The sequence below is a fragment of the Acinetobacter sp. WCHAc060006 genome (genome assembly GCF_004209135.1).
GTDB classification, from domain to species: domain Bacteria; phylum Pseudomonadota; class Gammaproteobacteria; order Pseudomonadales; family Moraxellaceae; genus Acinetobacter; species Acinetobacter cumulans.
Map to the genome: position 1 here is coordinate 13825 of NZ_SGSS01000022.1, position 25279 is coordinate 39103.

25 protein-coding genes are annotated in these 25279 nt (G+C 39.9%); 11 read left to right on the top strand and 14 right to left on the bottom strand.

Annotated features, from left to right (window positions below):
* Positions 1–74 precede the first annotated feature (74 nt).
* The 8 genes from purF to EXE29_RS12655 all read right to left on the bottom strand — a co-directional run bounded on the left by purF (position 75) and on the right by EXE29_RS12655 (position 7191).
* Positions 75–1616 carry an amidophosphoribosyltransferase gene (purF, locus tag EXE29_RS12620; protein ID WP_120364286.1) on the bottom strand — a complete coding sequence of 514 codons (1542 nt, stop codon included), beginning with the start codon at positions 1614–1616 and terminating at the stop codon, positions 75–77.
* Positions 1617–1640: 24 nt separating this feature from the next.
* On the bottom strand, positions 1641–2231 hold the full coding sequence (locus tag EXE29_RS12625; RefSeq protein ID WP_106986037.1) for a CvpA family protein: 591 nt from the start codon (positions 2229–2231) through the stop codon (positions 1641–1643).
* 4 nt (positions 2232–2235) lie between these two features.
* Positions 2236–3237, bottom strand: a complete 1002-nt coding sequence (locus EXE29_RS12630) for a quinone-dependent dihydroorotate dehydrogenase (protein ID WP_117007009.1) — start codon at positions 3235–3237, stop codon at positions 2236–2238.
* An 89-nt stretch (positions 3238–3326) separates the two neighbouring features.
* The gene (locus tag EXE29_RS12635) at positions 3327–3806 is read right to left on the bottom strand and encodes a type II secretion system protein M (RefSeq protein WP_117007010.1); all 480 of its coding nucleotides are present in this window, start codon (positions 3804–3806) and stop codon (positions 3327–3329) included.
* Complete coding sequence (gene gspL / locus EXE29_RS12640; RefSeq protein WP_117007011.1) at positions 3806–4951, bottom strand: type II secretion system protein GspL; 1146 nt, start codon at positions 4949–4951, stop codon at positions 3806–3808. The genes EXE29_RS12635 and gspL overlap by 1 nt, the downstream gene beginning before the upstream one ends.
* 30 nt (positions 4952–4981) lie before the next feature.
* Complete coding sequence (locus tag EXE29_RS12645) at positions 4982–5437, bottom strand: phosphoglycerate mutase family protein (RefSeq protein WP_106986041.1); 456 nt, start codon at positions 5435–5437, stop codon at positions 4982–4984.
* Positions 5438–5509: 72 nt separating this feature from the next.
* Positions 5510–6583, bottom strand: a complete 1074-nt coding sequence (locus EXE29_RS12650) for an NAD(P)H-dependent glycerol-3-phosphate dehydrogenase (RefSeq protein WP_117007012.1) — start codon at positions 6581–6583, stop codon at positions 5510–5512.
* 32 nt (positions 6584–6615) lie between these two features.
* Positions 6616–7191: a nitroreductase family protein gene (locus EXE29_RS12655; protein ID WP_106986043.1), complete on the bottom strand. Its 576-nt coding sequence runs from the start codon at positions 7189–7191 to the stop codon at positions 6616–6618.
* Between the two features lie 208 nt (positions 7192–7399).
* Here EXE29_RS12655 and EXE29_RS12660 point away from each other — a divergent pair, with 208 nt between their 5' ends.
* Positions 7400–7789: a hypothetical protein gene (locus EXE29_RS12660; protein WP_120364287.1), complete on the top strand. Its 390-nt coding sequence runs from the start codon at positions 7400–7402 to the stop codon at positions 7787–7789.
* A gap of 66 nt (positions 7790–7855) precedes the next feature.
* On the opposite strand, the gene rhlB is transcribed toward EXE29_RS12660, so the two are convergent.
* Positions 7856–9007, bottom strand: coding sequence for an ATP-dependent RNA helicase RhlB (gene rhlB / locus EXE29_RS12665; protein ID WP_106986069.1), 1152 nt, complete (start codon positions 9005–9007; stop codon positions 7856–7858).
* A 96-nt stretch (positions 9008–9103) separates the two neighbouring features.
* Positions 9104–9316, bottom strand: coding sequence for a cold-shock protein (locus EXE29_RS12670; RefSeq protein WP_005177104.1), 213 nt, complete (start codon positions 9314–9316; stop codon positions 9104–9106).
* A 386-nt stretch (positions 9317–9702) separates the two neighbouring features.
* On the opposite strand from EXE29_RS12670, the gene EXE29_RS12675 reads away from it, so the two are divergent.
* From EXE29_RS12675 to EXE29_RS12705, 7 genes are all read left to right on the top strand, one after another.
* Positions 9703–9939, top strand: coding sequence for a sulfurtransferase TusA family protein (locus EXE29_RS12675; protein ID WP_106986045.1), 237 nt, complete (start codon positions 9703–9705; stop codon positions 9937–9939).
* A 141-nt stretch (positions 9940–10080) separates the two neighbouring features.
* Positions 10081–10950, top strand: a complete 870-nt coding sequence (gene rpoH / locus EXE29_RS12680; RefSeq protein ID WP_106986046.1) for an RNA polymerase sigma factor RpoH — start codon at positions 10081–10083, stop codon at positions 10948–10950.
* A gap of 150 nt (positions 10951–11100) precedes the next feature.
* Positions 11101–11622: a hypothetical protein gene (locus EXE29_RS12685; RefSeq protein WP_120364288.1), complete on the top strand. Its 522-nt coding sequence runs from the start codon at positions 11101–11103 to the stop codon at positions 11620–11622.
* 186 nt (positions 11623–11808) lie between these two features.
* The gene (locus EXE29_RS12690) at positions 11809–12174 is read left to right on the top strand and encodes a DUF423 domain-containing protein (protein ID WP_120364289.1); all 366 of its coding nucleotides are present in this window, start codon (positions 11809–11811) and stop codon (positions 12172–12174) included.
* Positions 12175–12201: 27 nt separating this feature from the next.
* Complete coding sequence (gene thiS / locus EXE29_RS12695; protein WP_106986048.1) at positions 12202–12399, top strand: sulfur carrier protein ThiS; 198 nt, start codon at positions 12202–12204, stop codon at positions 12397–12399.
* Between the two features lie 11 nt (positions 12400–12410).
* A complete protein-coding gene (locus EXE29_RS12700; RefSeq protein ID WP_117007014.1) occupies positions 12411–13193 on the top strand; it encodes a thiazole synthase in 783 nt (260 codons plus the stop codon).
* A gap of 84 nt (positions 13194–13277) precedes the next feature.
* Positions 13278–13967, top strand: a complete 690-nt coding sequence (locus tag EXE29_RS12705) for a hypothetical protein (RefSeq protein ID WP_120364290.1) — start codon at positions 13278–13280, stop codon at positions 13965–13967.
* Between the two features lie 90 nt (positions 13968–14057).
* Here the strand turns inward: EXE29_RS12705 and EXE29_RS12710 are convergent, their stop codons facing one another.
* Positions 14058–14669 carry a glutathione binding-like protein gene (locus tag EXE29_RS12710; protein WP_106986051.1) on the bottom strand — a complete coding sequence of 204 codons (612 nt, stop codon included), beginning with the start codon at positions 14667–14669 and terminating at the stop codon, positions 14058–14060.
* Between the two features lie 215 nt (positions 14670–14884).
* Between EXE29_RS12710 and EXE29_RS12715 the strand changes: the two genes are divergently transcribed.
* Both EXE29_RS12715 and EXE29_RS12720 read left to right on the top strand, forming a co-directional pair.
* Complete coding sequence (locus tag EXE29_RS12715; protein WP_120364331.1) at positions 14885–16327, top strand: SulP family inorganic anion transporter; 1443 nt, start codon at positions 14885–14887, stop codon at positions 16325–16327.
* Positions 16328–16481: 154 nt separating this feature from the next.
* Positions 16482–18425 (top strand): sensor histidine kinase, encoded by a 1944-nt coding sequence (locus EXE29_RS12720; RefSeq protein WP_120364291.1) that lies wholly within the window; start codon positions 16482–16484, stop codon positions 18423–18425.
* Between the two features lie 102 nt (positions 18426–18527).
* Here the strand turns inward: EXE29_RS12720 and EXE29_RS12725 are convergent, their stop codons facing one another.
* The gene (locus tag EXE29_RS12725) at positions 18528–21026 is read right to left on the bottom strand and encodes an ExeM/NucH family extracellular endonuclease (RefSeq protein ID WP_120364292.1); all 2499 of its coding nucleotides are present in this window, start codon (positions 21024–21026) and stop codon (positions 18528–18530) included.
* Between the two features lie 197 nt (positions 21027–21223).
* On the opposite strand from EXE29_RS12725, the gene trmB reads away from it, so the two are divergent.
* Entirely contained in the window at positions 21224–21940 is a 717-nt protein-coding gene (gene trmB, locus EXE29_RS12730) for a tRNA (guanosine(46)-N7)-methyltransferase TrmB (RefSeq protein ID WP_106986054.1), read from the top strand.
* A gap of 58 nt (positions 21941–21998) precedes the next feature.
* Here trmB and EXE29_RS12735 read toward each other — a convergent pair whose 3' ends face one another.
* Positions 21999–23459, bottom strand: a complete 1461-nt coding sequence (locus tag EXE29_RS12735; RefSeq protein WP_120364293.1) for a coniferyl aldehyde dehydrogenase — start codon at positions 23457–23459, stop codon at positions 21999–22001.
* 95 nt (positions 23460–23554) lie between these two features.
* Positions 23555–25168 (bottom strand): GMC family oxidoreductase, encoded by a 1614-nt coding sequence (locus tag EXE29_RS12740; RefSeq protein WP_120364294.1) that lies wholly within the window; start codon positions 25166–25168, stop codon positions 23555–23557.
* Positions 25169–25279 lie beyond the last annotated feature (111 nt).

The following is a 25279-nucleotide window of genomic DNA, read 5'->3' on the forward strand; positions in this document are numbered from 1 at the left end:
CATTGCCTTTTCTGTGCTCATCATAAATGAAAAAAGCGGGAAATTCCCGCTTTTTTCTTAGGCTTTACAAACCATTATTCTTCACGAACACCTGTCAAATCGACAGATGCTGCATCGATATTTACATCGATATATGCATCTTTCTTATCAGCCTTAGCAGAGTCATTACGCTTTTTCTCTAAAGCCTCTAAGTATTGGGCATTAATACCACCCGCAACATACACACCGTCAAATACTGAGCAATCAAAGTCTTGTAATTCTGGCACTTTGGTCGTGCGTACTGCTGCCTTTAAATCTTCCAAATCTTGGAAAATTAAGCGGTCAGCTTCGATAATTTCACGAATTTCTTCGACGCTACGCTCTGAAGCAATAAGTTCAGATTTTGCTGGCATATCAATACCATACACGTTTGGATATTTCACCATTGGTGCAGCTGAAGCAAAAAATACTTTTTTCGCACCCGCATCACGCGCCATCTGAATAATTTCATTACACGTTGTACCGCGTACAATCGAGTCATCCACCAACAGAACATTTTTGTCTTGGAACTCAAGCTCTACTGGGTTTAGCTTTTGACGTACTGATTTTTTACGCAATTGCTGACCAGGCATAATGAAGGTACGACCGATATAGCGGTTCTTCATAAAGCCTTCGCGGAATTTCACGCCAAGCACATTGGCAAGTTCAAGCGCTGAAGTACGTGAAGTATCTGGAATTGGAATCACAACATCAATATCGTGTTCTTCTCCCCATTCACGCAAGATTTTTTGCGCAAGTTTCTCACCCATTTTCAAACGTGCTTTATAGACCGAAATCCCATCAATTGTTGCATCTGGGCGAGCAAAATAAACATATTCAAAAATACAAGGACGATATTCTGGGTCTGCAGCACATTGCTTAATCGACATTACACCATCAGCAGTGATGTAAATCGCTTCACCTGGTGCAATATCACGTTCAACTTTGAAGCCTAAAGCTGTAATTGCCACAGATTCAGAAGCAATAATATATTCCACACCTTGCTCTGTTTCGCGTGAACCATAAATCAATGGACGAATACCATTTGGATCACGGAAGCCTACAAGGCCTTGGCCTGTAATCATTGCTACAACAGCATAACCACCTTTGCAACGCTCATGTACGCGCGATACAACATGGAAAATATCTTCAGCTGAAGGTGAAAGTTTGGCACGCTTTTGCAATTCATGTGCAAATACGTTGAGGAGCACTTCTGAGTCAGAATCAGTATTCATGTGGCGTAGATCTGTGCTAAACAAATCATCATGAATTTCTTCTGCATTGGTCAAGTTACCGTTATGTGCCAATGTAATCCCATAAGGTGAGTTTACATAAAACGGTTGTGCTTCTGCACTGCTCGAAGAACCTGCTGTTGGGTAACGCACATGACCAATACCATAGTTACCTTGTAAAGCACGCATGTGACGTGTGTGAAAAACATCACGCACCATACCTGTGTCTTTACGAAGGAATAAACGGCCCTGATGGCAAGTTACGATCCCAGCTGCATCCTGTCCACGATGCTGTAACATCGTTAATGCATCAAACAACATTTGGTTAACTGGTGATTTACCCGCTATACCAACAACTCCACACATAGCAACCTCGCAGACCCGCTAGGATTAATAAAAAGGATTATTCGTAGATTCACCCGAAGCACGTCCACTCTTTTGAGTTGCTTCTGGGGCGTGCTCTGAAGACACCGGCTTTGCGCCATCTTCAGACTGAATATGATGCATGGCTTGATTTGCAGCATCCTTGGACAATTGTGTTGCCCACGGTGCATACGGCATCAAAACCTGGATAAATTTCGATTGTTTCCAATGCGGCGAGCTTTCAACCCACGGGCCTACACCCTGAATAGTGATTAATACCACCAACAGCCCTTTTAAGCCCCCAAACACACCACCAGCTAAACGATTTAGCGGTCCAAGTTTAAGGCGCTTTAAAACGCTATTCAGTATATAAGTTGCAACCCAAGTCAAAACCACGATGATCAATACAATAAATGCAAAGGCCGCAATTTTCTGAACCACTGGATCTGTACTGAGTGAGATCATCGAAGGTGCTAAGACGGACGCATATTTTGCGGCAACAATCAGTGCAAAAATCCATCCTACCAAGTTCGCAAAGGCTTTAATTAATCCTTGACGCAAACCGTTGAGCCCTCCAATGAGCAAGACAATCAGAATAAAGATATCAATGGTGGTCATAGGCTTAAAGTGCGTCTACACAATCTTTTACGAGTTTAGGTCCTGTATAAATGAGGCCACTATAAACTTGTACAAGGGTTGCGCCTGCATTTTTTTTCGCCAAAGCATCTTCGCCTGACAAAATTCCACCCACACCAATGAGTGGGATTTGACCTTTTAATACCTTTGCAAATGCTGCAAGACATGCTGTGCTCTTTTCAAAAACAGGCGCACCAGACAAGCCACCCGCTTCATCACCATGTTGCAAACCTTCAACACCTTCACGAGACAGCGTGGTATTGGTCACAATTAAACCATCAATTTTAATTTCAATTAATTGTTGAGCAATAAATTGGATATCTTCGTCTGTTAAGTCCGGTGCAACTTTAAGTACTAAAGGTACATAATGTTGATATTGGTCTGCGAGTTCTAATTGGCGTTTCTTGAGGGTTTCAAGTAACTCCGTTAAAGCATCGCCACTTTGCAGGCTTCGAAGGTTTTTTGTGTTAGGAGAGGAAATATTGACTGTAATGTATGAGGCGTAGTTATAAACTTTTTCAAGGCAAATTAAATAATCCTCAACTGCTTTTTCAACAGGAGTGACTGCATTCTTGCCAATATTAATGCCAAGTACACCTTTAAATTTAGAGGCTTTTACATTTTCAATTAGCTGATCTACACCGTCGTTATTAAAGCCCATACGGTTAATAATTGCTTTGGCTTTTGGTAATCTGAACAAACGTGGCTCAGGATTTCCAGCTTGAGGCAAAGGTGTAATGGTGCCAATTTCGATAAAACCAAAACCTTGGCTCGCCAATGCATCAATATACGCACCGTTTTTATCTAAACCCGCTGCTAAACCGACAGGATTTGGAAATTCAATTCCCATGCAGGTCACAGGTTTAGACGCTACAGATTGATGCATCAGGCCCATTTTATGGGAAGATTTCAACATCGATAGTGTCAGCTCATGTGCACGCTCTGGTGCTAGTGAAAACAACAAAGGGCGGGCAAGAGAATACAACATATCTGAAAAAGTCACTGCTTGCTAAGTCGGCATATTATAGGCATAGCATCACAAAAACACCATGCTTAGCAGTTCTTTATTTTTACCGATTATCGTACAGCCGCTGTTAATTTAATCTGCCCACTTTCAGAACTAAGTTCCATTTTTTCAATACTTAAGCCCATTTGAACTAACTGAGTTAAAAAATTAGCTAAAACTGCATAGTTTTCATGGCTCACAGCAATGTTGATTTGCTCACCCATTGCTTGAGAGGCTACAGACAAACCTTGCTGCTGTGCAACACGTTGCACTTTATCTGCAACCGACAAACCATTTTCTGTTGAGGCTTTCATGGTGACTGCATTACTTTGCATCCAAACTATCGTGTCTTTTAAACCATTTAAACGATTTTGTTGAAACTCTGCGGCTTTATGCATGTAAAACAGCGATGCCCCTACAGCAGATACCAGCACAAAAATTGTGGTAAAAATCACCATTACGCGTTCACGTGCAGACAAATGTTCTAAATAGTCAGAAATCCGTTCAATTTGACGGTCTAAACCATTTTGCATATTTTCAAGTGCTTTCATTATTGTATTTTCACCTGTCCAACAGCGCCGTTATCTTTAGGCTGAATATTTCCCAATTCAACTTTAAAGCCTTGCTGATTCAATTGCTCTGTTAATTGTTGCAATACTTGTGCAGAGCTGGCCTTGAGTTCCATATTTAATACAGAGGCTTCATAGCTCACTCGATTTGCCACCACTTGATGCTGCATGAGCACAGGCCCTACACGACTCAACAATTGCAATGCTTGCGTATTTCCCGTTTGATTAAGACGTAATTGCGCTTCAAATTGGCTTTTTAGGGTTTGCTCTGTAACAGGATAGCTCTGACCAAACCAAGACTTAAACTGATCTACAGCTTGTACTGCAGTTAAATCGGCAACTTTTTTATTTTGATACCAACGAATTGCATCATAACCAAATTGCACAAATATAAAGGCACAAAGTACGGCCGCACAAGCTTTCCAATAACCCGAAACACCAGATTGATTTTTTGCTTTAGGTAAAATATTCCAAGGATGCGTTTGTGGCTTTTTAAATGCGGGAATCACATATTGAAATGACTCCACGTGATCCTGTGTTGCCACTGCATTTAAACTTTGCAATTGAGCATTATTTAAATGACTGACTTTGACTTTTGTATCTTCAGCAAGTGTTTGATAGTCCAAATATAAAGACAAATCATCAATGGATTGGCCCGCATATTTATTTTCACGCACCAACAAATGCCCTGCAATATCAGCAATGATCAGTTGATTTGGTTCTGGTTCTGGTAGCACTAAGAAATCTGGCAATAAAGCCTGCACCTTGACTGGAATTAATGCTAAAGCATGTTGCATCGTTTCAGCTGTGCTTTGTGCAACACCCATCACAGAAAGCTGTTCTGGGTTTTCAAAATGATGAAAGACCTTCATATAATCTAATGGCAGAATCACATATTCTTCCAATAGATATTTCACACCCTCTGGGCCTAATTTTTTGTATTGTGCTTTGGAAAATTGCTGCTGGATGAGCTGAATATCACAGCTTGGGAAAAACACGGTCGCGTCCTTGCCATGATAGTCACGAATATCTTGTATTAACTGCTCTAGGCTAGAAGCTTGTTGCCAAAACTCCCCTTTAGACCATTGCCAAACCCCATTGGCTTCAGGCATCCATATATACAACATCGATTATTTACTGCCGTTTTAATTAATTTATTATGCGTTTGGTACAATTGCTTTTTTTTGTGTTGATAAACCTGCCGCAATCACAGCCTGATCATAAATTCGCGCTTCAGCCAATGCAAATGGTTGAAATGATTCTGTAGTTAAAATAGATGCAATATGTGCAACCACATTCATGTGACACACCACAGTAATCGAATCATAAGGCAAATAAGACAGCCATTCCACTGCGACTTTTGCATCATCATCTGGCTTGATTGCATCACACACCACTACAGGTACATTCGGAAAATAACGTTGTAAATGTGCCAAAGTTTGTTGTGCGCGTAGTAATGGGCTTACCACAAATACATCTGGTTGGGTTAATGCGCTGACTGCTTCTGCTGTTTGCTGTGCTTGCAAGTGCCCTCGCTCAGTCAAAGGACGTTGCGTATCATTCCCCATTACAGGTGGCGCTGCTTCACCATGTCGAATTAAAGTCAGTTGCATACGATTTCCCTATTTTTATGCATCATTATATCTATCGCTCATGACAAAATGATGTGCCATGAGCGACTTAATTTAAACGTGTTGGTGCGGTAACACAAACTCTACATCGCTACGATGACCATTTTTCATTAATGACAGTGCAATACTTAAAGGTGGTGCGCCTTCAAAAATAACATCATATAAAGCACTGGTAATCGGCATATAAACGTCTAGTTCTTCAGAACGAGCTTTAACTTGCACAATGGTATTAATACCTTCCGCTGTTTGCCCTAATTCTGTGGTCGCCTGTTCTAAGCTTTTACCTGAGCCCAAAGCAAAACCCACTTGATAATTACGACTGAGCGGGCTGTTACAAGTGGCAAATAAATCACCCACACCTGAAAGCCCCAAGAAAGTAAGCGGGTTTGCGCCTAATTTAACTGCAAAACGACTCATCTCTGCTAAAGCACGCGTAAGGATCATACTTTTCGTATTTTCACCTACTTTATAAGCAGCCGCCATACCCATTGCAACTGCATAAATATTTTTTAATGCGCCGCCAAGCTCTACACCATGCACATCATCACTAGCAAAAACACGAAATAACGCGCTGTGTAAGGCTTGCTGTACTGCATAACGAACTAACTCAGATTCACTTGCAATCACTGTACCTGCAGGCTGACCCGCGACAATTTCTTTGGCTAAATTTGGCCCAGACAAAACCCCATAAGGTACTTCTGGCAAAACTTCACGAATAATGTCGCTCATAAAGCTAAACGTTTTAGCCTCAATTCCTTTCGTTAAGGACACCACAGCTTGCGCACTAATAAATGGCTTAATTTGCTCTAAAACACTTCGAAAAGAATGGCTTGGAATTGCAACAAAAATAATGTCACGATCACGCACGGCTTTTTCTAAATCAGAAGTCGCTTGTAATCCAGCCTCTAACGTAAAATCAGGCAAATAGCGTTTATTAATATGTGTAGCATTAATATCAGCAGCAATTGCTTCGTCACGAATCCAAATCATGGTTTCGCAACCATTACGTACCGCTGTATTGGCCATAGCCGTACCAAAACTACCACCACCCAATACAGTCACACGTAAAGCTGTCTTTTGATTAACGACAACAGGTTCCACCAAGTCTGAAAATTTCAAATCTGACATTTTTATTATTTCCTAATCTTCTTTTGTCTATATTATTTATGCCATTCACTGACAAATTCAGTAGTGTGAATTTCTGCACGTGGTGGAATTGCCTTCACTGCAGTACCAATATAAATAATGCCTGAAATTAAATCTGCTGATGTTAAACCCAATGCTTGCTTAAACAATTTAGATTCAACCACCGCACCACTACGCCACATGGTTGAATAACCATGACTTTGTAAAGAAAGTAAAAAGTTTTGTACTGCAGCACCTGAACTTAAAATTTGTTCAAAATGTGGCACCTTAGGGTGATCTTGTAATTTGGTTAATGCCAGTACCAACAATGGGGCACGAAAAGGATGGTTTTTAACACGCTCTAATTGTGCTTCCTCAGTTTGCCCTGTATCTGCCAGTGCCTGTGACAACAAGTCACCAAATGCTTCGCGCTCAGTTGCAGGAATAACCACAAAACGGGTTGGTTTTAAACGATGATGATCTGGCGCAGTCATTGCAGCTTGAAAGGCTTGCTCAAGTTGTGCTGCATTTGGTGCAGGCTCCACCAAGTGCCCAATTGATTGACGCTGATGAATGTTTTGATGAACTATTTCAACCGCTGATTCTGACATTGACATCGATATCACTTTAAAAACTGTGCTCCAAGATTAGCATATTCTCAATGACTTACTCTAGAAGCTTTACAGAATGAAAACCACGATATTTCCAATCTTTTGAGACACACATTGAGCGCTCACTGTTGCAGAAGTCATACAGCAAGCTCCTTAATTGACCTAAAAGTTGTGTTCAAATATAAAAAACTCATTGAAAGGCATTCAAATGAAATTTAATCAACAACACTTATGGGTTACATCTTCTCTCGCATCTGTTTTACTACTTAGTGCATGTGCATCAACCCCAACACAATCATTGGCCATCCAAAAACCAAATAATCAATACGAAGTAACTGCCGTAGGTAAAACGCAACTTATTGCTAAAAATAATGCCATTTCAGCAGCCAATAGCACCTGTGGTAAAAGTGCATCCCCTGTGGTTGTAGATGAAAAAACCGAATACAACGGTGCACTCAAAGGCGTGCTTGATGAAAAAACAGGGCAAATGGTACAAGCTGCTGCGGGCATTTTAGGGAGTATTTCGGGCACCAACACTGGTTTAAATAAAGATGACGACTACCAAACCGTTTTAACATTTAGCTGTAGAGCAAACTAAATTAAGCCAACCATAAAAAAACCGCTCATAGAGCGGTTTTTTTGCCTTGAAAAACTAAGCAATTAATTAACAATAACCATCCAAACGGGTTAATGGTAATTTTTGACCAATAGCTTTTTCAATTTCCGGCAAATAGAACGCATCATCTTCAGATAAGAAGCTAATACTTACACCACGTGAACCCGCACGACCTGTACGACCAATACGATGCACATAGTCATCTGACTGTTCTGGCAAGGTAAAATTAATCACATGCGATACACCATCCACATGAATACCACGACCAGCAACATCGGTTGCAATCATAATATTGTGCTTGCCATTTTTAAATTGATCTAACATTTTTAAGCGTTTGTCTTGAGCAATTTCACCTGACAACATCACCACTTTATAATCATCTTTTTTCAGATGATCATAAAGTTTACGCACTTGATCACGACGATTGGCGAAAATCATCACTTTCTCAATCGGTTCGTCACGTAAAATCTCTTGCAACAACTTATATTTATCTGATTTAGCAACCATATACACACGTTGCTCAACATCTGCATTGGTTTTCTTTTCTGGTTCGATTTCAACTGTAACAGGCTCAAACAACCACTGTTGTGCTAAGTTTAATACGTCATAGCTAAAGGTTGCTGAGAACATCAAGGTTTGACGTTGTTCTTTACGTGGTGAATAACGCACGATACGTTTTACCGATGGAATAAAGCCCATATCAAGTAAACGATCGGCTTCATCAATCACTAAAAATTCAATTTGATCTAGCCAAATTTCTTTTTGCTCAACAAAATCGATTAAACGACCTGGTGTTGCCACCATGATATCGACAAAGTTTTTATTCAATTCAGCACGTTGCTTATCAAAATCAACACCACCAAGCATTGTGACTAAATGTAGATCTGTAAATTTAGTTAATTCCTTGGCATCACTTTCAATTTGCAAAGCCAATTCACGCGTTGGCGCTAAAATTAATGCGCGAGGCTCACCACGGAAACGTTGCTCTTTAATTGGGTTATTTAATAAATCATTAATAACACTCACCAAAAAGGCTGCAGTTTTACCCGTACCTGTTTGTGCGCGACCAATGGCATCATGTCCCGCCAGCGTAAATTTCAAAACCTTTTGCTGAATAGGCGTCATTTTTGTAAAGCCTAAAGCATCAATCGCTTGTTTCAGTTTAGGGTGTAAATTTAAGGTATCAAAACCAGATGACATAAAGCTGTGCTCTAACTTGGTAATCGCAAAATATGATGCATTATAAACAAAAAACGCCCCAATATACATTGGGGCGTTTTTAGATTAATCTTTCGATTAGTCTAAAGGCTGAACTTCTTCAGCTTGGAAGCCTTTTTGGCCTTTTACAACGCTGAATTCAACGCGTTGACCGTCACGTAGTGAGCGGTGACCTTCGCCTTGAATAGCACGGAAGTGAACGAATACATCGTCACCGCCATTGCGTTGGATAAAGCCGAAGCCTTTAGTATCGTTAAACCATTTAACTACGCCTTGTTCACGAGCTGTCATTAGTTAATCCTCATAGATGTATAAGAAGGACCACCCGGTGTTGCAAACAGCAGACAAACAAGGTTTAAAACTCTTTATTTTTTTAAAACTTGTAATCATTCTGTAAAACTATTAACAAAATCCCGGTTATATCCATTTATATAGCAGGTGTTGAAACAATTTATAGTTGTTATAACTCCTAGTACGCCGTCGAGCTTAACACGGCTAAATTTCAAATAATAGATTTTTTTTCGACTTATTTGCATTTTAACTGCGCATTTTTTAACACATACTTTGCACAAATTTTGAGTTAGATTTTTGGCTAAATTTGGCATTTTTGTTTGGTTTTGGCATTCAATTTGCTAATATCTTTATTGCTATTATATTGATGATTGAACAACTGTTTTATGAGTGATTTTCAGAACACTGAAGCTTATATAGTAGATGCGATGGGAAAACCTTGCCCAATGCCATTGCTCATGTTAAAAAAAGCCCTTAAAAGCCAAACTGGAAAATTGTTGTTGCTCAAGTCTTCTGACCCGCATAGCCAACAAGACGTGAGTCGCTATTGTGAAATACACAATTTAAATTTCCAACTGAATAAAGTTTCAGATTCTGAGTTTCACTACTTAATTGAATCTTAAATATTTTCAGTTAAAATAATTTGCTTCAAATTTGAATAAAACTTTACATTTCTATACCCAATTTTCCATAATTTCCGGAAATATTGGATTAATATTGAAATCAATTACTGGGTAATTCCATCATACCCTTAAGGAGAATACATGAGTGACAGCAGCAATCAATTGATGCCCCTGTCATTATCGGCGCCTGGGGTGAATCTTGGTGCTTATATCAGTACTGTAAACCAGATTCCAATTTTGACAGCCGAACAAGAAAAAGCCTTGGCGGAACGTTATTACTACGACCAAGATTTAGACGCAGCAAAAATGCTGGTCATGTCGCATTTACGTTTTGTTGTGCATATTGCACGTAGCTATGCTGGCTATGGATTACCTCAAGGAGATTTAATCCAAGAAGGTAACCTTGGCTTAATGAAAGCTGTTAAACGCTTCGACCCTAATATGGGTGTTCGTTTAGTTTCTTTTGCTGTGCACTGGATTAAAGCCGAAATTCACGAATATGTTATTCGTAACTGGCGTATTGTAAAAATTGCAACAACCAAAGCACAGCGTAAATTATTTTTTAACTTACGTAGCCTTAAAAAATCGTCTAAAAAATTGACGCTAGAAGAAGCGCAATCTATTGCTAAAGACTTAAACGTTACCGCTGAACAAGTTTTAGAAATGGAAGGTCGTTTAACTGCATACGATGCTGCTTTTGAAGCCACTGGCGATGACGACGATGAAGGTTCAAGCCACGTTGCACCAGCGTTATACCTAGAAGATAACCGCTATGACCCTGCTCGTCTGATTGAAAATGAAGACTATGAAGAACAAAGTACATCTGCGCTTCATGAAGCAATGGAACAGTTAGATGATCGTTCTCGCAACATTTTACAGCGTCGCTGGTTAGATGATGAAAAATCGACTTTGCATGAACTGGCAGCTGAATATAATGTGTCTGCAGAACGTATTCGTCAGCTAGAAAAAAATGCGATGGAAAAAATTAAAGTGGCTATGTCGTCGAATTAATTCATTTCCTTTTGTCAGAAAAAGCGCTTCGGCGCTTTTTTTATTATCTAAAAATATTTAAAATCCAAAAAATACTTAAGAAATAATTAACAAAGTATTAAAAATAATAGAACTATAACCTTATATATTAAATAATTTTTTGGATCTTTTATGACCTTATCTAGAGAAGTACCAATTTCATTACTGCATAAAAGCTATTTCTCACGTCAAATCATACATAAACAACTTATGTATAATTTTTATAGTACTGGAATAGACGCAGCTTGCGGTGCGGGAATATGTCATGATGCAGTTGCATTAATGCATTTTTTAAAAAAACCATGCCTGTCTGCATTCGACTTTCACACAATTCGTCATCGTACTGGCAAACAATGGATAAACTATTTTTATAGTGGCTTCACTCTTTGGGATGGTGTTTCTGACTTACCTGTCAATAAGGCTATTGGCTTTACTCGCCCGCCTTTACCAAATGAATTAGCTAACCACCAAATTATTTGTCATAGTGCATATTCTGTCAGTAATAATGAAGTTCGAGCTATAAATGGAATGGCTTTTGGTCAAAATGGATGGAAAAGAGCCAAGTTAACAGATTTATTTGAAATGCATAATAATGGCTATACAGTATTCACTCAAACTCAACAGCGGGTTGATATATTAATTTCTAATAGATGAATCAATCACAATTTCTGAAATACAAGGCAAAATAGTGGAAGTTTCTTACTATCTTGTCTTATTTTCACAAAATTAATTATTACTTGCAAAAACTTCTAATTCAAAAAATTGAACAATTAGAATTTCTCCTATCCATGTCAAATATGTTAAGGTTGATCGCAAATTTTTCCTCAGGAAAACTTGCCTATGTGGATTGGAATCTCTGCGATTAACCTTGCCCTTGCTGTCATGCTTGGCGCATTTGGCGCACATGGTTTAAAAAAAATAGCCTCTGTCGAGCAACTCGCATGGTGGCAAACCGCAACAGACTATTTCTTCTATCACGCACTAGGGTTGTTAACCCTTGCAATCCTGAGCAAAGTCATTCCTCAACTCCCCATTAAAATTAGTTTCTGGCTCATTCAAGTCGGCATCGTGTTCTTCTGTGGCACACTCTACATCATGGCTTTGGGCTTACCGCGTGTGCTGGGTGCAATTACGCCAATTGGTGGCGCACTGATGATTTTAGGCTGGCTAATTTTAGCTTGGAATGCTTTTAAATACGCAAAATAATATAGCAACTGCTTAGGAAATGAAGCCATGCAGATTTACTTAAATGGTGAAGTACAGCAAACGACTTGCACTACACTTCTAGAATTGATTCAAGAACTCGCTCTAGATGGCAAACGTTTTGCCGTTGAACAAAATGAAATGATTATTCCCAAAAGCAAATTAGCACAAAGCCCTATTTGTGATGCAGATCGTATTGAGATTATTCAAGCCGTCGGTGGCGGTTAATCGGAGCTCCCATGGAAGATACATTTAAAATTGGTTCACGTACCTTTAATTCACGCCTGTTGGTGGGTACGGGTAAATATAAAGACCTACATGAAACTGACTTAGCAATTCAAGCCAGTGGCGCAGAAATTGTGACCGTGGCCATTCGTCGCGTGAACATTGGACAGCACCCAGATCAACCAAATCTGCTTTCGGTTGTTCCACCAGAGAAATATACGATTTTACCCAATACGGCGGGTTGCTTCGATGCCAACAGCGCAGTGCGTACTTGTATGCTGGCACGTGAACTTTTAGATGGTCACAACTTAGTTAAGCTTGAAGTCTTGGGTGATGAAAAGACACTCTATCCAAATGTAACCGAAACTTTAAAAGCGGCGCGCACTCTCATTGACGATGGCTTTGAGATTATGGTCTATACTTCAGATGACCCAATCGTGGCGCAAGAACTTGAAAGCATGGGCTGTGTCGCCATTATGCCTTTGGGGAGCTTGATTGGTTCTGGTTTAGGGATCTTAAACCCGCATACACTTTCAATTATTAAAGAAAATGCCAAAGTGCCTGTATTAGTGGATGCAGGTGTAGGCACAGCCAGCGATGCAGCCATTGCAATGGAATTAGGTTGCGACGGTGTACTCATGAATACTGCAATTGCTGCTGCACAAAACCCAGTTTTAATGGCATCTGCAATGCGTAAAGCAGTTGAAGCTGGCCGTGAAGCTTTCCTTGCGGGTCGTATGCCACGTAAACGTATGGCCAATGCCAGCTCACCTGAAACTGGCTATTTCTTCAAATAGATATTTCCTGAAAAGCGAATTTTGGTTATAAAAGAGGACTGCAACAGTCCTCTTTTATTTTGGATGACGCTTTGAATGCTAATAATGAAAAAAATAACGCCACACATATTTCCACTCTTATTGAGTAGTTTGCCTATTTTTGCTTTTGCACAAGTACCACAGCAATATAGCCAGCTAGCACCAATAGGCTGGTCTGTTTTATCTAGCGCTTCAGGTGATTTAAATAAAGATGGACGTAGCGATATTGCTCTCGTACTTGAAAAAAAGAAAACGGACCTTCCATTAACAAAGGACAATGGCGAAGCACTCCACAACAATGCCCGAAAACTCGTAGTATTTTTTAAAACACCTCAAGGTTATAAATTAGTCGCAGAAAACCAAAGCCTTCCTGTAGCAGAACAGCCTAACTTGTGTTTACTTGACCCGCTTGCAGAATCAGAGGGTATCGCTATCAATAAAGGCATACTTTCAATTGAGTTTAGTTATTTTATGTCTTGTGGTGGCTGGGAATGGCCAAGACACAATTATGCTTTTAGATGGCAAAATAATGGATTTGAATTAATTGGTTTTGATTACTACAGCTTTCATAGAGCCAGTGGTGATGAAACCAATAAGAGCTATAACTTTTCAACCATGAAACGTAAAGAAATTGTGGGTGGCAATATGTTTGACATCCGAAAATCCCAAACAAAATGGAGCAATTTTAAAAGCCATCAAAAATTCACTTTAGCCAATATCAATTTTGCTGACTTTTACAGCCAATTTGAATATTAAATTTTATATACACGTTTCTAGTTTTGAACACTTCTAATCTAAGAAATGAAAAAAGCCGCCACATTTGGCGGCTTTTTTATGCTGTCATGATTAAGGAATGAGGCCTTCATCACGCATAGCGATTTGTACGGATTGGCGTGCTGCCACGTTATTTCGGATAGCAATAATGTTTTTATACGGCGTTAAGTCGTGATGAATAACATTCGACCAGTTTGTTAAAACGAATAAATAAGCATCCGCTGGGCCAAAGTTATCATCAACCAAGTAATCGTTATCTGACTCACCAATTGCTTTATCGATGTATGTTAATAAACGATCAATCTCTTTATAGCCCTTTTCTTTGCCAGCTTCATCAAGTGCGCCACCAAAAAATACAGCATAGGCATCGTGTAATTCAGAGTTTAAGTAACCTAACCACTCAAGCACTTTGGCACGGCCTAAGCCCGATGGTGGGATCAAATCTTGTTTTGGATCATGCTGAGCCAAAAATGGCAAAATAGCGACGTTCTCAGTAAGGATCAAGCCTGGGTTAATTTCAAGTGCTGGCACATAGCCTTTTGGGTTTACGTCGTAGTAATCGGTGCCCTTTTCTGTTTTATGTGTTTTTAGGTCTACGCGTACTAAATCAAAATCGACATTAATTTCATTTAAAATGATATGGGCTGCCAATGAGCATGCACCTGGCGCATAGTAGAGCTTCATATTTGATCCTTGTTATTTAACTATTAACTGTTTTAAATCTCTTCTAACAAACTTTCAAGTGATCGAACCTGTAAATTGCAAAAAGCATAAATGACTAAATTTCACCTATGCTTTGAATATTGTGCATAAATGGATTTTTTTCAAGTTAAACCGTCATGCTTTTTGTATTGAAGATGATTTAACATACGCAGGTTTTCAATTTGATGAAAAAGACTGTGCTAAAGCTTAAAAAAGATGAATGGTTTTCCAACATTCGTACCGATGTATTGGCTGGCTTGGTGGTCGGTTTAGCCTTAATCCCTGAATCAATCGCCTTTTCTGCCATTGCTGGTGTAGATCCACAAGTTGGTCTATATGCATCATTTTGTATTGCGGTGAGTATTGCTTTTTTTGGTGGTAGACCTGCCATGATTTCAGCAGCCACTGGTGCCATGGCCTTACTCATGATCACCCTAGTGAAAACACATGGCTTACAATACTTATTGGCAGCTACGGTTCTCACTGGCATTATTCAAGTGCTTGCAGGCTATTTTCAAGTGGCCAAACTCATGCGCTTTGTCTCACAAGCGGTGGTCTATGGCTTCCTAAATGCTTTAGCGATTTTAATCTTTGTTGCTCAAGTGCCTGAAATGGCAAAAATGGATAGCTTAGGCTATTTATTTATGGCCCTAGGTTTAGCCATCATTTACTTATTTCCCTTTATCCCTAAAATTGGTAAAGCAATCCCCTCTCCGCTAATTTGTATTATTGTGCTGAGCCTGTTGGCATTAGGCTTAGGTGCCGATATGCGTACCGTCAGCGACCTAGGCCACTTCCCAGACACCTTACCAATTTTTTTAATTCCAGACATTCCATTAAATTTTGAAACCTTACAGATTATTTTCCCTTATGCCATCACTTTAGCCACCGTAGGCTTGCTTGAAACTATGATGACCACTACTGTCATTAATGAAGTGACTGGTACTGAAGGTGATCGCCATCAGGAATGCCGTGGACAAGGTTATGCCAATATTATCAGTGGCTTTATGGGCGGTATGGCAGGTTGTGCCATGATTGGCCAATCAATTATCAATGTGAGCTCAGGTGCACGTACTCGCCTCTCCACTTTGGTTGCAGGCGTATTCCTGCTTTGCCTTGTGGTGTTTTTTAAAGATTGGCTAGCTTATGTACCAATGGCAGCACTGGTTGCCATTATGGTGATGGTTTCATTCACCACCTTCCAATGGGGTGCCATTAAGCAATTTAATAAGCATACACCTGCATTTAACATCGTGATGCTTGCAGTCGTACTCGTGGTCTTAGCAACACACAACTTGGCGCTTGGCGTATTTATTGGTGTTTTACTCTCAGCTTTATTTATTATTAATCAATTAGAGAGTTCAGTGAAAGTTAGTGTCGACCATACAAATACTCACAGTAATTACACGATTTCAGGGCAAATCTTTTTTAGCAGTGCCGATAAGTTTTATCAATTTTTTTATTTCAATAGCCCAGTACAGCAGGTGACCATTGACCTTACACATGCACATATTTGGGATATCACCTCAGTCAATATGCTCAACACAGTAGTCGAAAAATTTAAGCAACAAGGAATAAGTGTAAAACTCATTGGTTTAAATGAAGCCAGTGCAACCTTAATTGATCGTGTGAATAATTAAACCGCCTCCTAATAACTCAAATTTGACATTAAAAAAGCAGAATCATTTATTCTGCTTTTTTAATGTTTTAGCTAAATTTCACAGATTTATTTGATGCTTTAATGTACACTTACATACAATAACAATTCATCTTGCTAAGGCTATTTTTTTACTCATGCTGAAACAGCACCCCATTTTTTTACATTTAACAGCATGGGTTTCTTTATTTTGCCTGTTTGTACTCTTTTATTGTCTATTTGGACTCAGTACAAGTGCGCATGCAAATTCTGAACAAATAACTCTAAAACAAGAATGCACGGCCAACATCCAAAATATTTATAGTGCAAAAGGCTCGGCTCACTCTCCTGAAAGCATTCCGCAGCAAGGTTGGCAAAAGCTAAAACAACTTCCCGACCGTTGGCATGATCGTTGGCCTAATTATCATGGCAATGCATGGTACAAAATTGAATGGAATTACCATTGCCCAAACCCGACTGCTGTTACACCCATTAGCCTGAGCATTGAAAGTATTACCCAAACAGGCCAAGTCTTTATTAATGACAATTTGTTATGGCGTGATATTGCCACTACAGAGCCAATCTCGCGTAATCAGGTGAAACCACATTTATGGAATATCCCTGTTGCAAATTTACATCAAGGTCAAAATATTATTTGGATACAGGTACAAGGTAATCAAATCCAAAAATCGGGGATTGGGCATGTCGCTTTAGGTAACTATGCGCAAATGTACAAACTGTATAATTCTTGGTTATTAGAAAAACAAACATTGCCCTATTTTAATGCCATGATTAACACGGTCATTGGCTTATTTTGCTTACTGGTTTGGGCGATCAGCCGTAAAGAATCTGCTTTTTTTTGGTTTGCAATGGTCTCATTTTTATGGGTAGCCTACAGCTCCATGGTGGTTTATTCCGACCCTATTCCATTTTTAAGCAGTACACAGCTAGAGCGCATTCAGAATATTATTTTCTGCTTTTATGTCACGATTGGTTGTTTGGGCGCATGGCGCTTCGCGGGCTTTCACTTTCCTAGAATGGAGAAAGCACTTTTCTGTTTTGCTATTATTGCCTCAACATGTATCGCTCTCAGTCCGGTTGAATATGCAGCTCAGGTCATCCAAGGCTTTTTTAGCATCACTGTGCTGATTTTTATTGCCAAGTGTATTAGTTATCCTTACTTTGCTTATAAATCACGCCTACCCGAAACGTATTTTTTGGCTGTGACTTATTTGGTTTTTATACCCATTGCCATACATGACGCTATTTTCATGTCCACACTACAGGGCAAACCACTTTCCCCCTATACAGCACCATTTTCTTCGGCTGTGATAGGATTTGTCTTGGCATTTCGTTTGGCACGAAACGCCCGTGAAATTGAAAGATTTAATCAAACCCTTACACAAAATATTAAGCAAACTAAGCAAGAACTGACCGAGTCTTTAGGTTTGCAGCAAAAACTTGCAGTACAAAATGCACGTTTGCAAGAACGAATTAACTTATCGCATGACCTGCATGATGGTTTAGGTGGCTCGATTTTCCGTTCGATGGTATTACTCGAACAAAATGAAAAAATCGAAAAAAATCAGGTCTTATCCATTTTAAAACTGTTACGCAGTGATTTAAGACAAGTGATTGATTCGGGTGCGAGCTTAGGTGCAGAGATTCCAGCAACACCCATTGATTGGGCGGCAACAATTCGACATCGTTTTGTACAATTATTTGAAGAAATGGATATCCACTCAAAGTGGGAACTTCCTCAACATTGGGGTACTTCACCTACAGCATTACAATGCTTAACGCTGACCCGTTTAGTTGAAGAAGCCCTAACCAATATTATGAAACACAGTCAGGCGACCCAAGTGACGATTCGTTTACATGAAAATGACGTACAACACCTGGTTTTAAGTATTGTTGATAATGGCTGTGGCTTCACCCCACAAGCAGATCAGTTTGGCTTACATGTCGGTTTACACAGCATGCAAACACGCATTCAGCGTATCGGTGGTGCTTTTAGTATTGAATCTCAGCCAGGTCACACGCAAATCCAAGCAATTTTACCGTTGCATAATAATATGATAACGCCAAAAACAGACCCATAAAAAACATCGCCAATGTGAATAACATTGGTGATGCCTTAGTGGCTTTATTTATTTTAAAATCAATAAAGCCATTCTAAAATTGATCTACACTATATTACCCATTTACGATTTCCGTCGACCCAATTGTGCATATAAGGCTAAGCCAAGCATGCTCAGTAAACCCAACACCCCCATACTACCGCCACTGGTCTTCTGATCTTCAGCTGGGGTTGTAACTTCATTTAAGTCTAAATCTACAATCACAGGGTCATGGTCTGATGAGCGAAATGCATCAGCATTAAAAAACAATTGCTTTTGCTCTTCGGATTTAAATTCGTCGTTATAATCTAATGCAGTAGGTTCATCGGCATTAATATGCCAAGCAAAAGTTCGCTTCACCATTGGATATAAATTTTCATCTGCAATCGCGTGATCTAAATTACCTGCACCACCATAACCCTCACTATTACTCGCCACCCCAAAGACATAACTATAGGCTGACTGGCCTTGGCCAATTTTTTCATCATTGAGCAAAATTTTATAGTTTGATTTTTCAAAGGCTAAAATTGGATCTTCTTTGGCATAGCTATTCATATCACCCAATAGCAACACGTTAGATTTTTGCGTCAAACTCACTTGTGCTTTTGCCACCCATTGCATCAACTTAGCAACGGACTTGGTCCGCAAATCATTCCAACACCCTTGGCCATCACCTTGATCTGCATCTAAAGAGGTCGCATCTGTCGGACAACTTCCCTTCGACTTTAAATGATTCGGAATCACCGTAAACAGTTTGCCCCCTGCTACAGGCTTAAAGCTTTGTAAAAATGTCACACGGTTCAAATTTGTCGCATCATCATATACAACAGGCTCAGCAACAGGCATTACACGCTTGCTGTTATAAATCACCGCCACAGCAATTGCATCGCTTCCGAGTTTATCTTTAACTGGAACGACATATTTCCAATCTGCGCCTAAAGCCTTGGTTAAATATGCAATTGCACTTTTATCGCTATAGCCGTTGTTTGCAATTTCCATTAAAGCAAATACATCAGCATCAATTTGCTTCATCGCACTGACAATTTTTTGATGTTGTTTATCAAACTCAGCCTGCGTTGTTGCGCCACGCTCGGTAGGAAAGCCCTTTTGCAAACCATTGTCATAGTTCAGCACATTAAAAGATGCAACACGTATTTGCTTAGTCTCTTTGGCTATAGGCACTGTACGTGGATTTGAGCTGGTCGTGAGCATAGGTACATCAAAGTCTGGACGTGGCTGAATGCGCCATTGATCATAACGATATTCTAATATGCCCTGTGCATTCTGAATTTCATTGCCTGAACGCAGGGTGTTTTTTGCACTAAAATTCGCGGGTAACCACGGTGTTCGATTTTGGTTATTGTAGCCATCATCAAGCACAATTTTTGATAGTTTATTTTGTTTTGCCAACGCGATTGCCTCTGGCGACTTGGCTGGATATAAATTCGTTGGAATAAATTGACGTGCTGTGCTTAACACAACAGAACCATAGCGACCATATTCATAATTTTCACTGACCGTTAACTTCTGTGGCAGTTTGACCAACATCCCTTGATAGCGTTTCGGCACATTTCCTGTACTCGCATCTAAGCTATCAAAGGGTAAATTGATACTTAGAGGCTGTACCAAAGAAGCGACATTTTCCTGACAAGCCACAATATTGCTACTTAAATCTTGAAGCTGTAATTGATTTTGGTAATTGGTGAGCTTGCCTTTTAAAATCACTTCATCACCCACTTTTGCACCCTGAATCGCACTACTTGCGGGTATATACACAAATATGGCATTGTTTTGACCCGCTTTGGCCTTACTGTCCACGGTTTGTACATAAAAACCGTTAAAGCCATTGCTATATCTAAAATCTGCGGTCATTACACCACGTACGGTATATGACTGATTTAAGGGTGCCGTTTGTAGGTCGGCAATAGGGGTCGTCGTCGCGCTACAGCTCAAAGTTTCTAAGTCAGGTGGTACAGTGGTGTTGGCAAATAAATGGCGACTATATGCGCTACGGTCTGACCATTTTGTCCATTCGCTGTCTAAATCAAATACAGCGTTTGGATTTACCGATGTTATATTATTGCTCTTCTGAATACGCGTTAAACTATTTTGATAGCTGGAGAGCGCAGTTCCCCAACCTGTTCCTGGATCTTCACCAACGCGCCCAAAACGATCCACTGCCGTATTTCCGTTCATCAAAACCAATGCATCATCGCCATTAAATGACAATGCTTTGGTCAAAAACTGAAACGGTGTATTGATAGATGCTAAAGCCGTCTGTAATTCTGAGCGACCCACAATAATTTTCTGCTGTGGCCCTAAGCTTCCAGACAAGGCAAACGTATTTGTCGCTATGCTCGCACCATTGCTATATTGCAAAATATTATAATTGGACAAATCAACTGTTTTTTGGTCTGGGTTATATATTTCGACACCTTTTTGGTTTGATACCCCATCAATATATTGACTAAACATAATCTCTGCATGTGCAGACATGTTATAGCCACTCAGCAATATACACAGCGTTAATAATTTTGGATTTAAATTATGGCTATGGCAATTTTTAGATGTTCGTATTTTCATGAATATTTGAAAAGTTGTTCAAAAGATCTACAGCCTAATTAGGCGAAATGACACGCCCATGAAAACTAAATGACAATTTAGCTTCGGCCTTACAACAAATTCAGGCGCTAATCTGCTCATTTTCGGCTAAAAAATTTGACTTGTTTCGCTCAGGACTTAAAATACCGCATTCTGAATTTTTTAGATTTGCCAAAGTTATGTCGAACGATCAATTAGACCAGCAAGTCGTGGAGCTGGACAACTTAAACGAACAGCGTGAAATTGTTACGTTTATGCGTCGCTCAGCACCGCTGAACACCTCTCAACGTACTGCGCTTGAACAATATGGTCACCTAATTTTGGAATACCCTGTGGGTGACTTACGTCAACACTTCGAACACCCAGAGCGCCCTTTAACTGTCGAAATCGGTTTTGGTATGGGTCGTTCATTGGTGCTTATGGCCAAAGCCAATCCTGAACGTAACTATGTCGGTATTGAAGTTCATGTACCGGGTATTGCACAGTGTGTATTTGAAGCAGGTATGGCAGAACTTAAAAACTTACGTGTCTTGGATGCAGATGCAATTCAAGTCCTTCGTGAAATGCCAGACAATAGCATTAATGCTGTACAGCTTTATTTCCCAGATCCATGGCAGAAGAAACGTCACTTCAAGCGCCGTTTTGTATCGCATGATCGTATGCCACTGGTTGAGCAAAAGCTTGAGCTAGGTGGTACATTCCATGCTGCAACAGATTGGGAACCGTACGCAGAGTGGATGATTGAAGTTCTTGAAGAACGTCCACGCTTAGAGAATCTTGCAGGTAAAGGCAACAGCTACCCACGTCCAGATTGGCGTCCACAAACTAAATTTGAACGTCGTGGTTTAGAAGCTGGTCATAAAATTAATGACTTTATCTTTAAGAAAATTTCTTAATCCAAACGTTTAAAAAAGCGCTCAATAGAGCGCTTTTTTTTATTTTTTACTTGTTCGTTTAACGAATAAACATGCGATAAATAAACTGCTGAATCCAAGTGCCATAAGGCGGGTAAATCAGCTTCATTAAACTAAACTTCGGCCTTACAAAGACAGATTTAGCATGACTAAAAGTTTTAAATCCCTCATGCCCATGATAATGCCCCATCCCCGATGCCCCAATCCCGCCAAAAGGCATATCTTCCATGCCAGCAGTCATCAGCGTTTCATTTAAACACACGCCACCACTATGCGTGGCATATAATACTTTTTGTTGCTCTATTTTGTTATAGCCAAAGTAATACAATGCCAAAGGTCGCTCATGCGCATTAATATAGGCAATCGCTTCATCAATATGCGTATACGTTTTGAGTGGCAAAATCGGTCCAAAAATTTCATTTTGCATCAATAACATATCATCGCTTACATTTGTGACGATCGAATGCGCCATACGGCGTTCATCATTTAAGATGTCATCATTAAATATGCTGGCACCTTTCACTTTCGCATCGCTTAAATAATGTTTTAGCCGTTCAAATTGGCGTTCATTCACGATAGCTGTGTAATCAGCATTTTGCTGAATGCTATTAGGATAAAAACCTCTTAAAGCCTCAAAATAGGCTTGAATAAATGTCTCTTGTTGGCTTTCATGCACAAAAGCATAATCAGGTGCAACACAGGTTTGACCTGCATTCATGGTTTTACCAAATGCCAAACGTCTTGCGCTTTCTTTTAAGTCTGCATCTACAGCAACAATCACCGGTGATTTACCACCAAGTTCCAAAGTGACAGGTGTTAAATTGTCTGCAGCAGCGTGTAGCACATGCGGTGCTATCGCTGTCGCCCCAGTAAATAACAAATGATCAAAGGGTAATTTCGTGAATTGTTGTGCTATTTGTGCATCACCTGTAATGACATTGACATGACTTTGTGGGTACTTTTCAGCAATAAGCTTCTTAAACAAGGCTGAAAATTCAGGTGTGTGCTCACTCATTTTAAGCATGACATGATTACCTGCTGCCAAAGCCTGTGCCAAAGGCCCCAAAGCTAAAAATAGCGGATAATTCCAAGGTACAACAATTCCCACTACCCCAACAGGCTGATACATCACATAACCAGATGCTGGCTGAAACAAGATACCGATATCACGCTTGCTGGGCTTCATCCATTGTTTCAAATGCTTCAAACTATGCTTAATGCCATTTAGACTGGTCATAATTTCAAACAAACGCGTTTCATCTACACTACGGTTGGAAAAATCACGACTAATCGCCTGTGCAATATCATCCTGATGTTCGACCAACATCTGCTGCAGTGTCAGTAAATGTTGCTTACGCTGTTCATAACTGGCATAAGGTTGCTGTGCGAAAGCCTGCTGTTGTAACTCAAAAATACCCTGTAGTTTTTCATCGTTTAACAATGTATGTTCTACTTTATTGATCACTTCAGTATGTTGATCTAAGCTGTGTGCTAGTGTCATGACAAGTATCCTTTTCTTTTTGTTTTAGCTGTGCTTTTTAACATAGTCAGTGTCCGATAAAACCAAATGTGATATCAGTACTACAACATATCTCTTTAAGCCACTTGTTGACGTTTATTTGCTTCGCGAAGTAAATCAACTGCCTTTTCGGCAATCATAATCACAGGTGCATTGGTGTTACCATTGACCACTGAAGGCATAATTGAAGCATCAATCACACGTAAATTTTGTATACCATAAACCCTTAACTCTGGGTCCACTACAGCCATTTCATCAATCCCCATTTTACAACTGCCCACAGGGTGATAAACCGTATCTACGCGATTACGCAATATTTCTCGAATGTCCTCATCCGTTTTAACATTTGAAGTAAATAAATCTTCTTTGTACATTTCTGCTAGGACTGGATCTTGCATCAATTGCCGAGTTAATTTAAAGCCCTTAACCAAATCTTCCACATCTCGATCATCACCTAAAAAATTTGGATTAAGCAATAATGGATCTGAGATTTTATTGCCACTGAGTTTCACACTGCCACGACTGCGTGGATTTAACAAACATACATGGCACGACACACCATGACTAGCATGAAACTTACGAGCATGATCATCAACCAAAGCGACCACAAAGTGTAACTGTAAGTTAGGAATCTCTAACGCTGGATCACTTTTTAAGAAACCACCACATTCAGCAAAGTTCGAGCTAATCATGCCTCGACGTTCTTTACGATAACGCTGAATCTGCTTAAACATCGACATTGAGCCAGGTATCGAAATACCAAAGGTATTTTGCGTATCATGTACACTATAACCAAAAATAAAATCAGGGTGATCATGGAAGTTTTTGCCCACGCCGGGTAAATGCTGCTTCACTTCAATGCCATGCTGTTGTAGCTCTGTTTGATCTCCAATCCCAGAGAGCATTAGAATCTGTGGTGACTGCATAGCACCCGCACTGAGTAAGACTTCTTTGCGTGCTTTAATGGTTTTAACTTGACCTGCATGCTCGACTTCTACCCCCACAGCCGTTTTATGCTCAATGATAATTTTGTGCGTCATGGCCTTGGTCCACACCGTCAAATTAGCGCGTTGCAAATGTGGAAATAAATAAGCACGCGCAGCACTACAACGTTCACCATTGATATGGGTAACTTGATATACCCCCAAGCCTTCCTGCTCTGCACCATTAAAATCATCTAAAATGCGATAACCCTGACTTTTGGCTGCCGCAATATACCGTGCATGAATTGGGTTATCTGTACGTAAATCAATCACAGATAATGGGCCAGAATTGCCATGATATTCATTTTGAATGCGTTCATTATTTTCGGAACAAATGAAATAAGGCAATACCTCTTCATAAGACCAGCCAGTATTGCCTTGCGCTGCCCATGCATCGTAGTCTGCGCGATGCCCGCGGATATAAATCATGGCATTAATAGCAGAAGAACCACCTAAGCATTTTCCTCGGGGTTGGTAGCCTTTGCGCCCATTAAGTCCTTTTTGCGGTACAGTTTCAAAAGCCCAATTATTAATTTTTGTGGGTAAACTCATTACACATGCAGCAGGTACATTAACCGTCCAACTATCTCCTTGGCCACCAGCTTCTAGCAGACATACTGAAATATTGGGATCTTCGCTTAAACGACTGGCCAATACACAACCCGCACTACCACCGCCGATAATGATGTAATCGAATTCCTGCTGCATTTTATTCTTCCTTTGGACTTTTTATTTTTTGTGTCTAATTATTTAATAGCACAGAATGCTCAAACACTACATCTATGTTTTTATATAAATCTCTCTTTTTTTAAAAGTCAC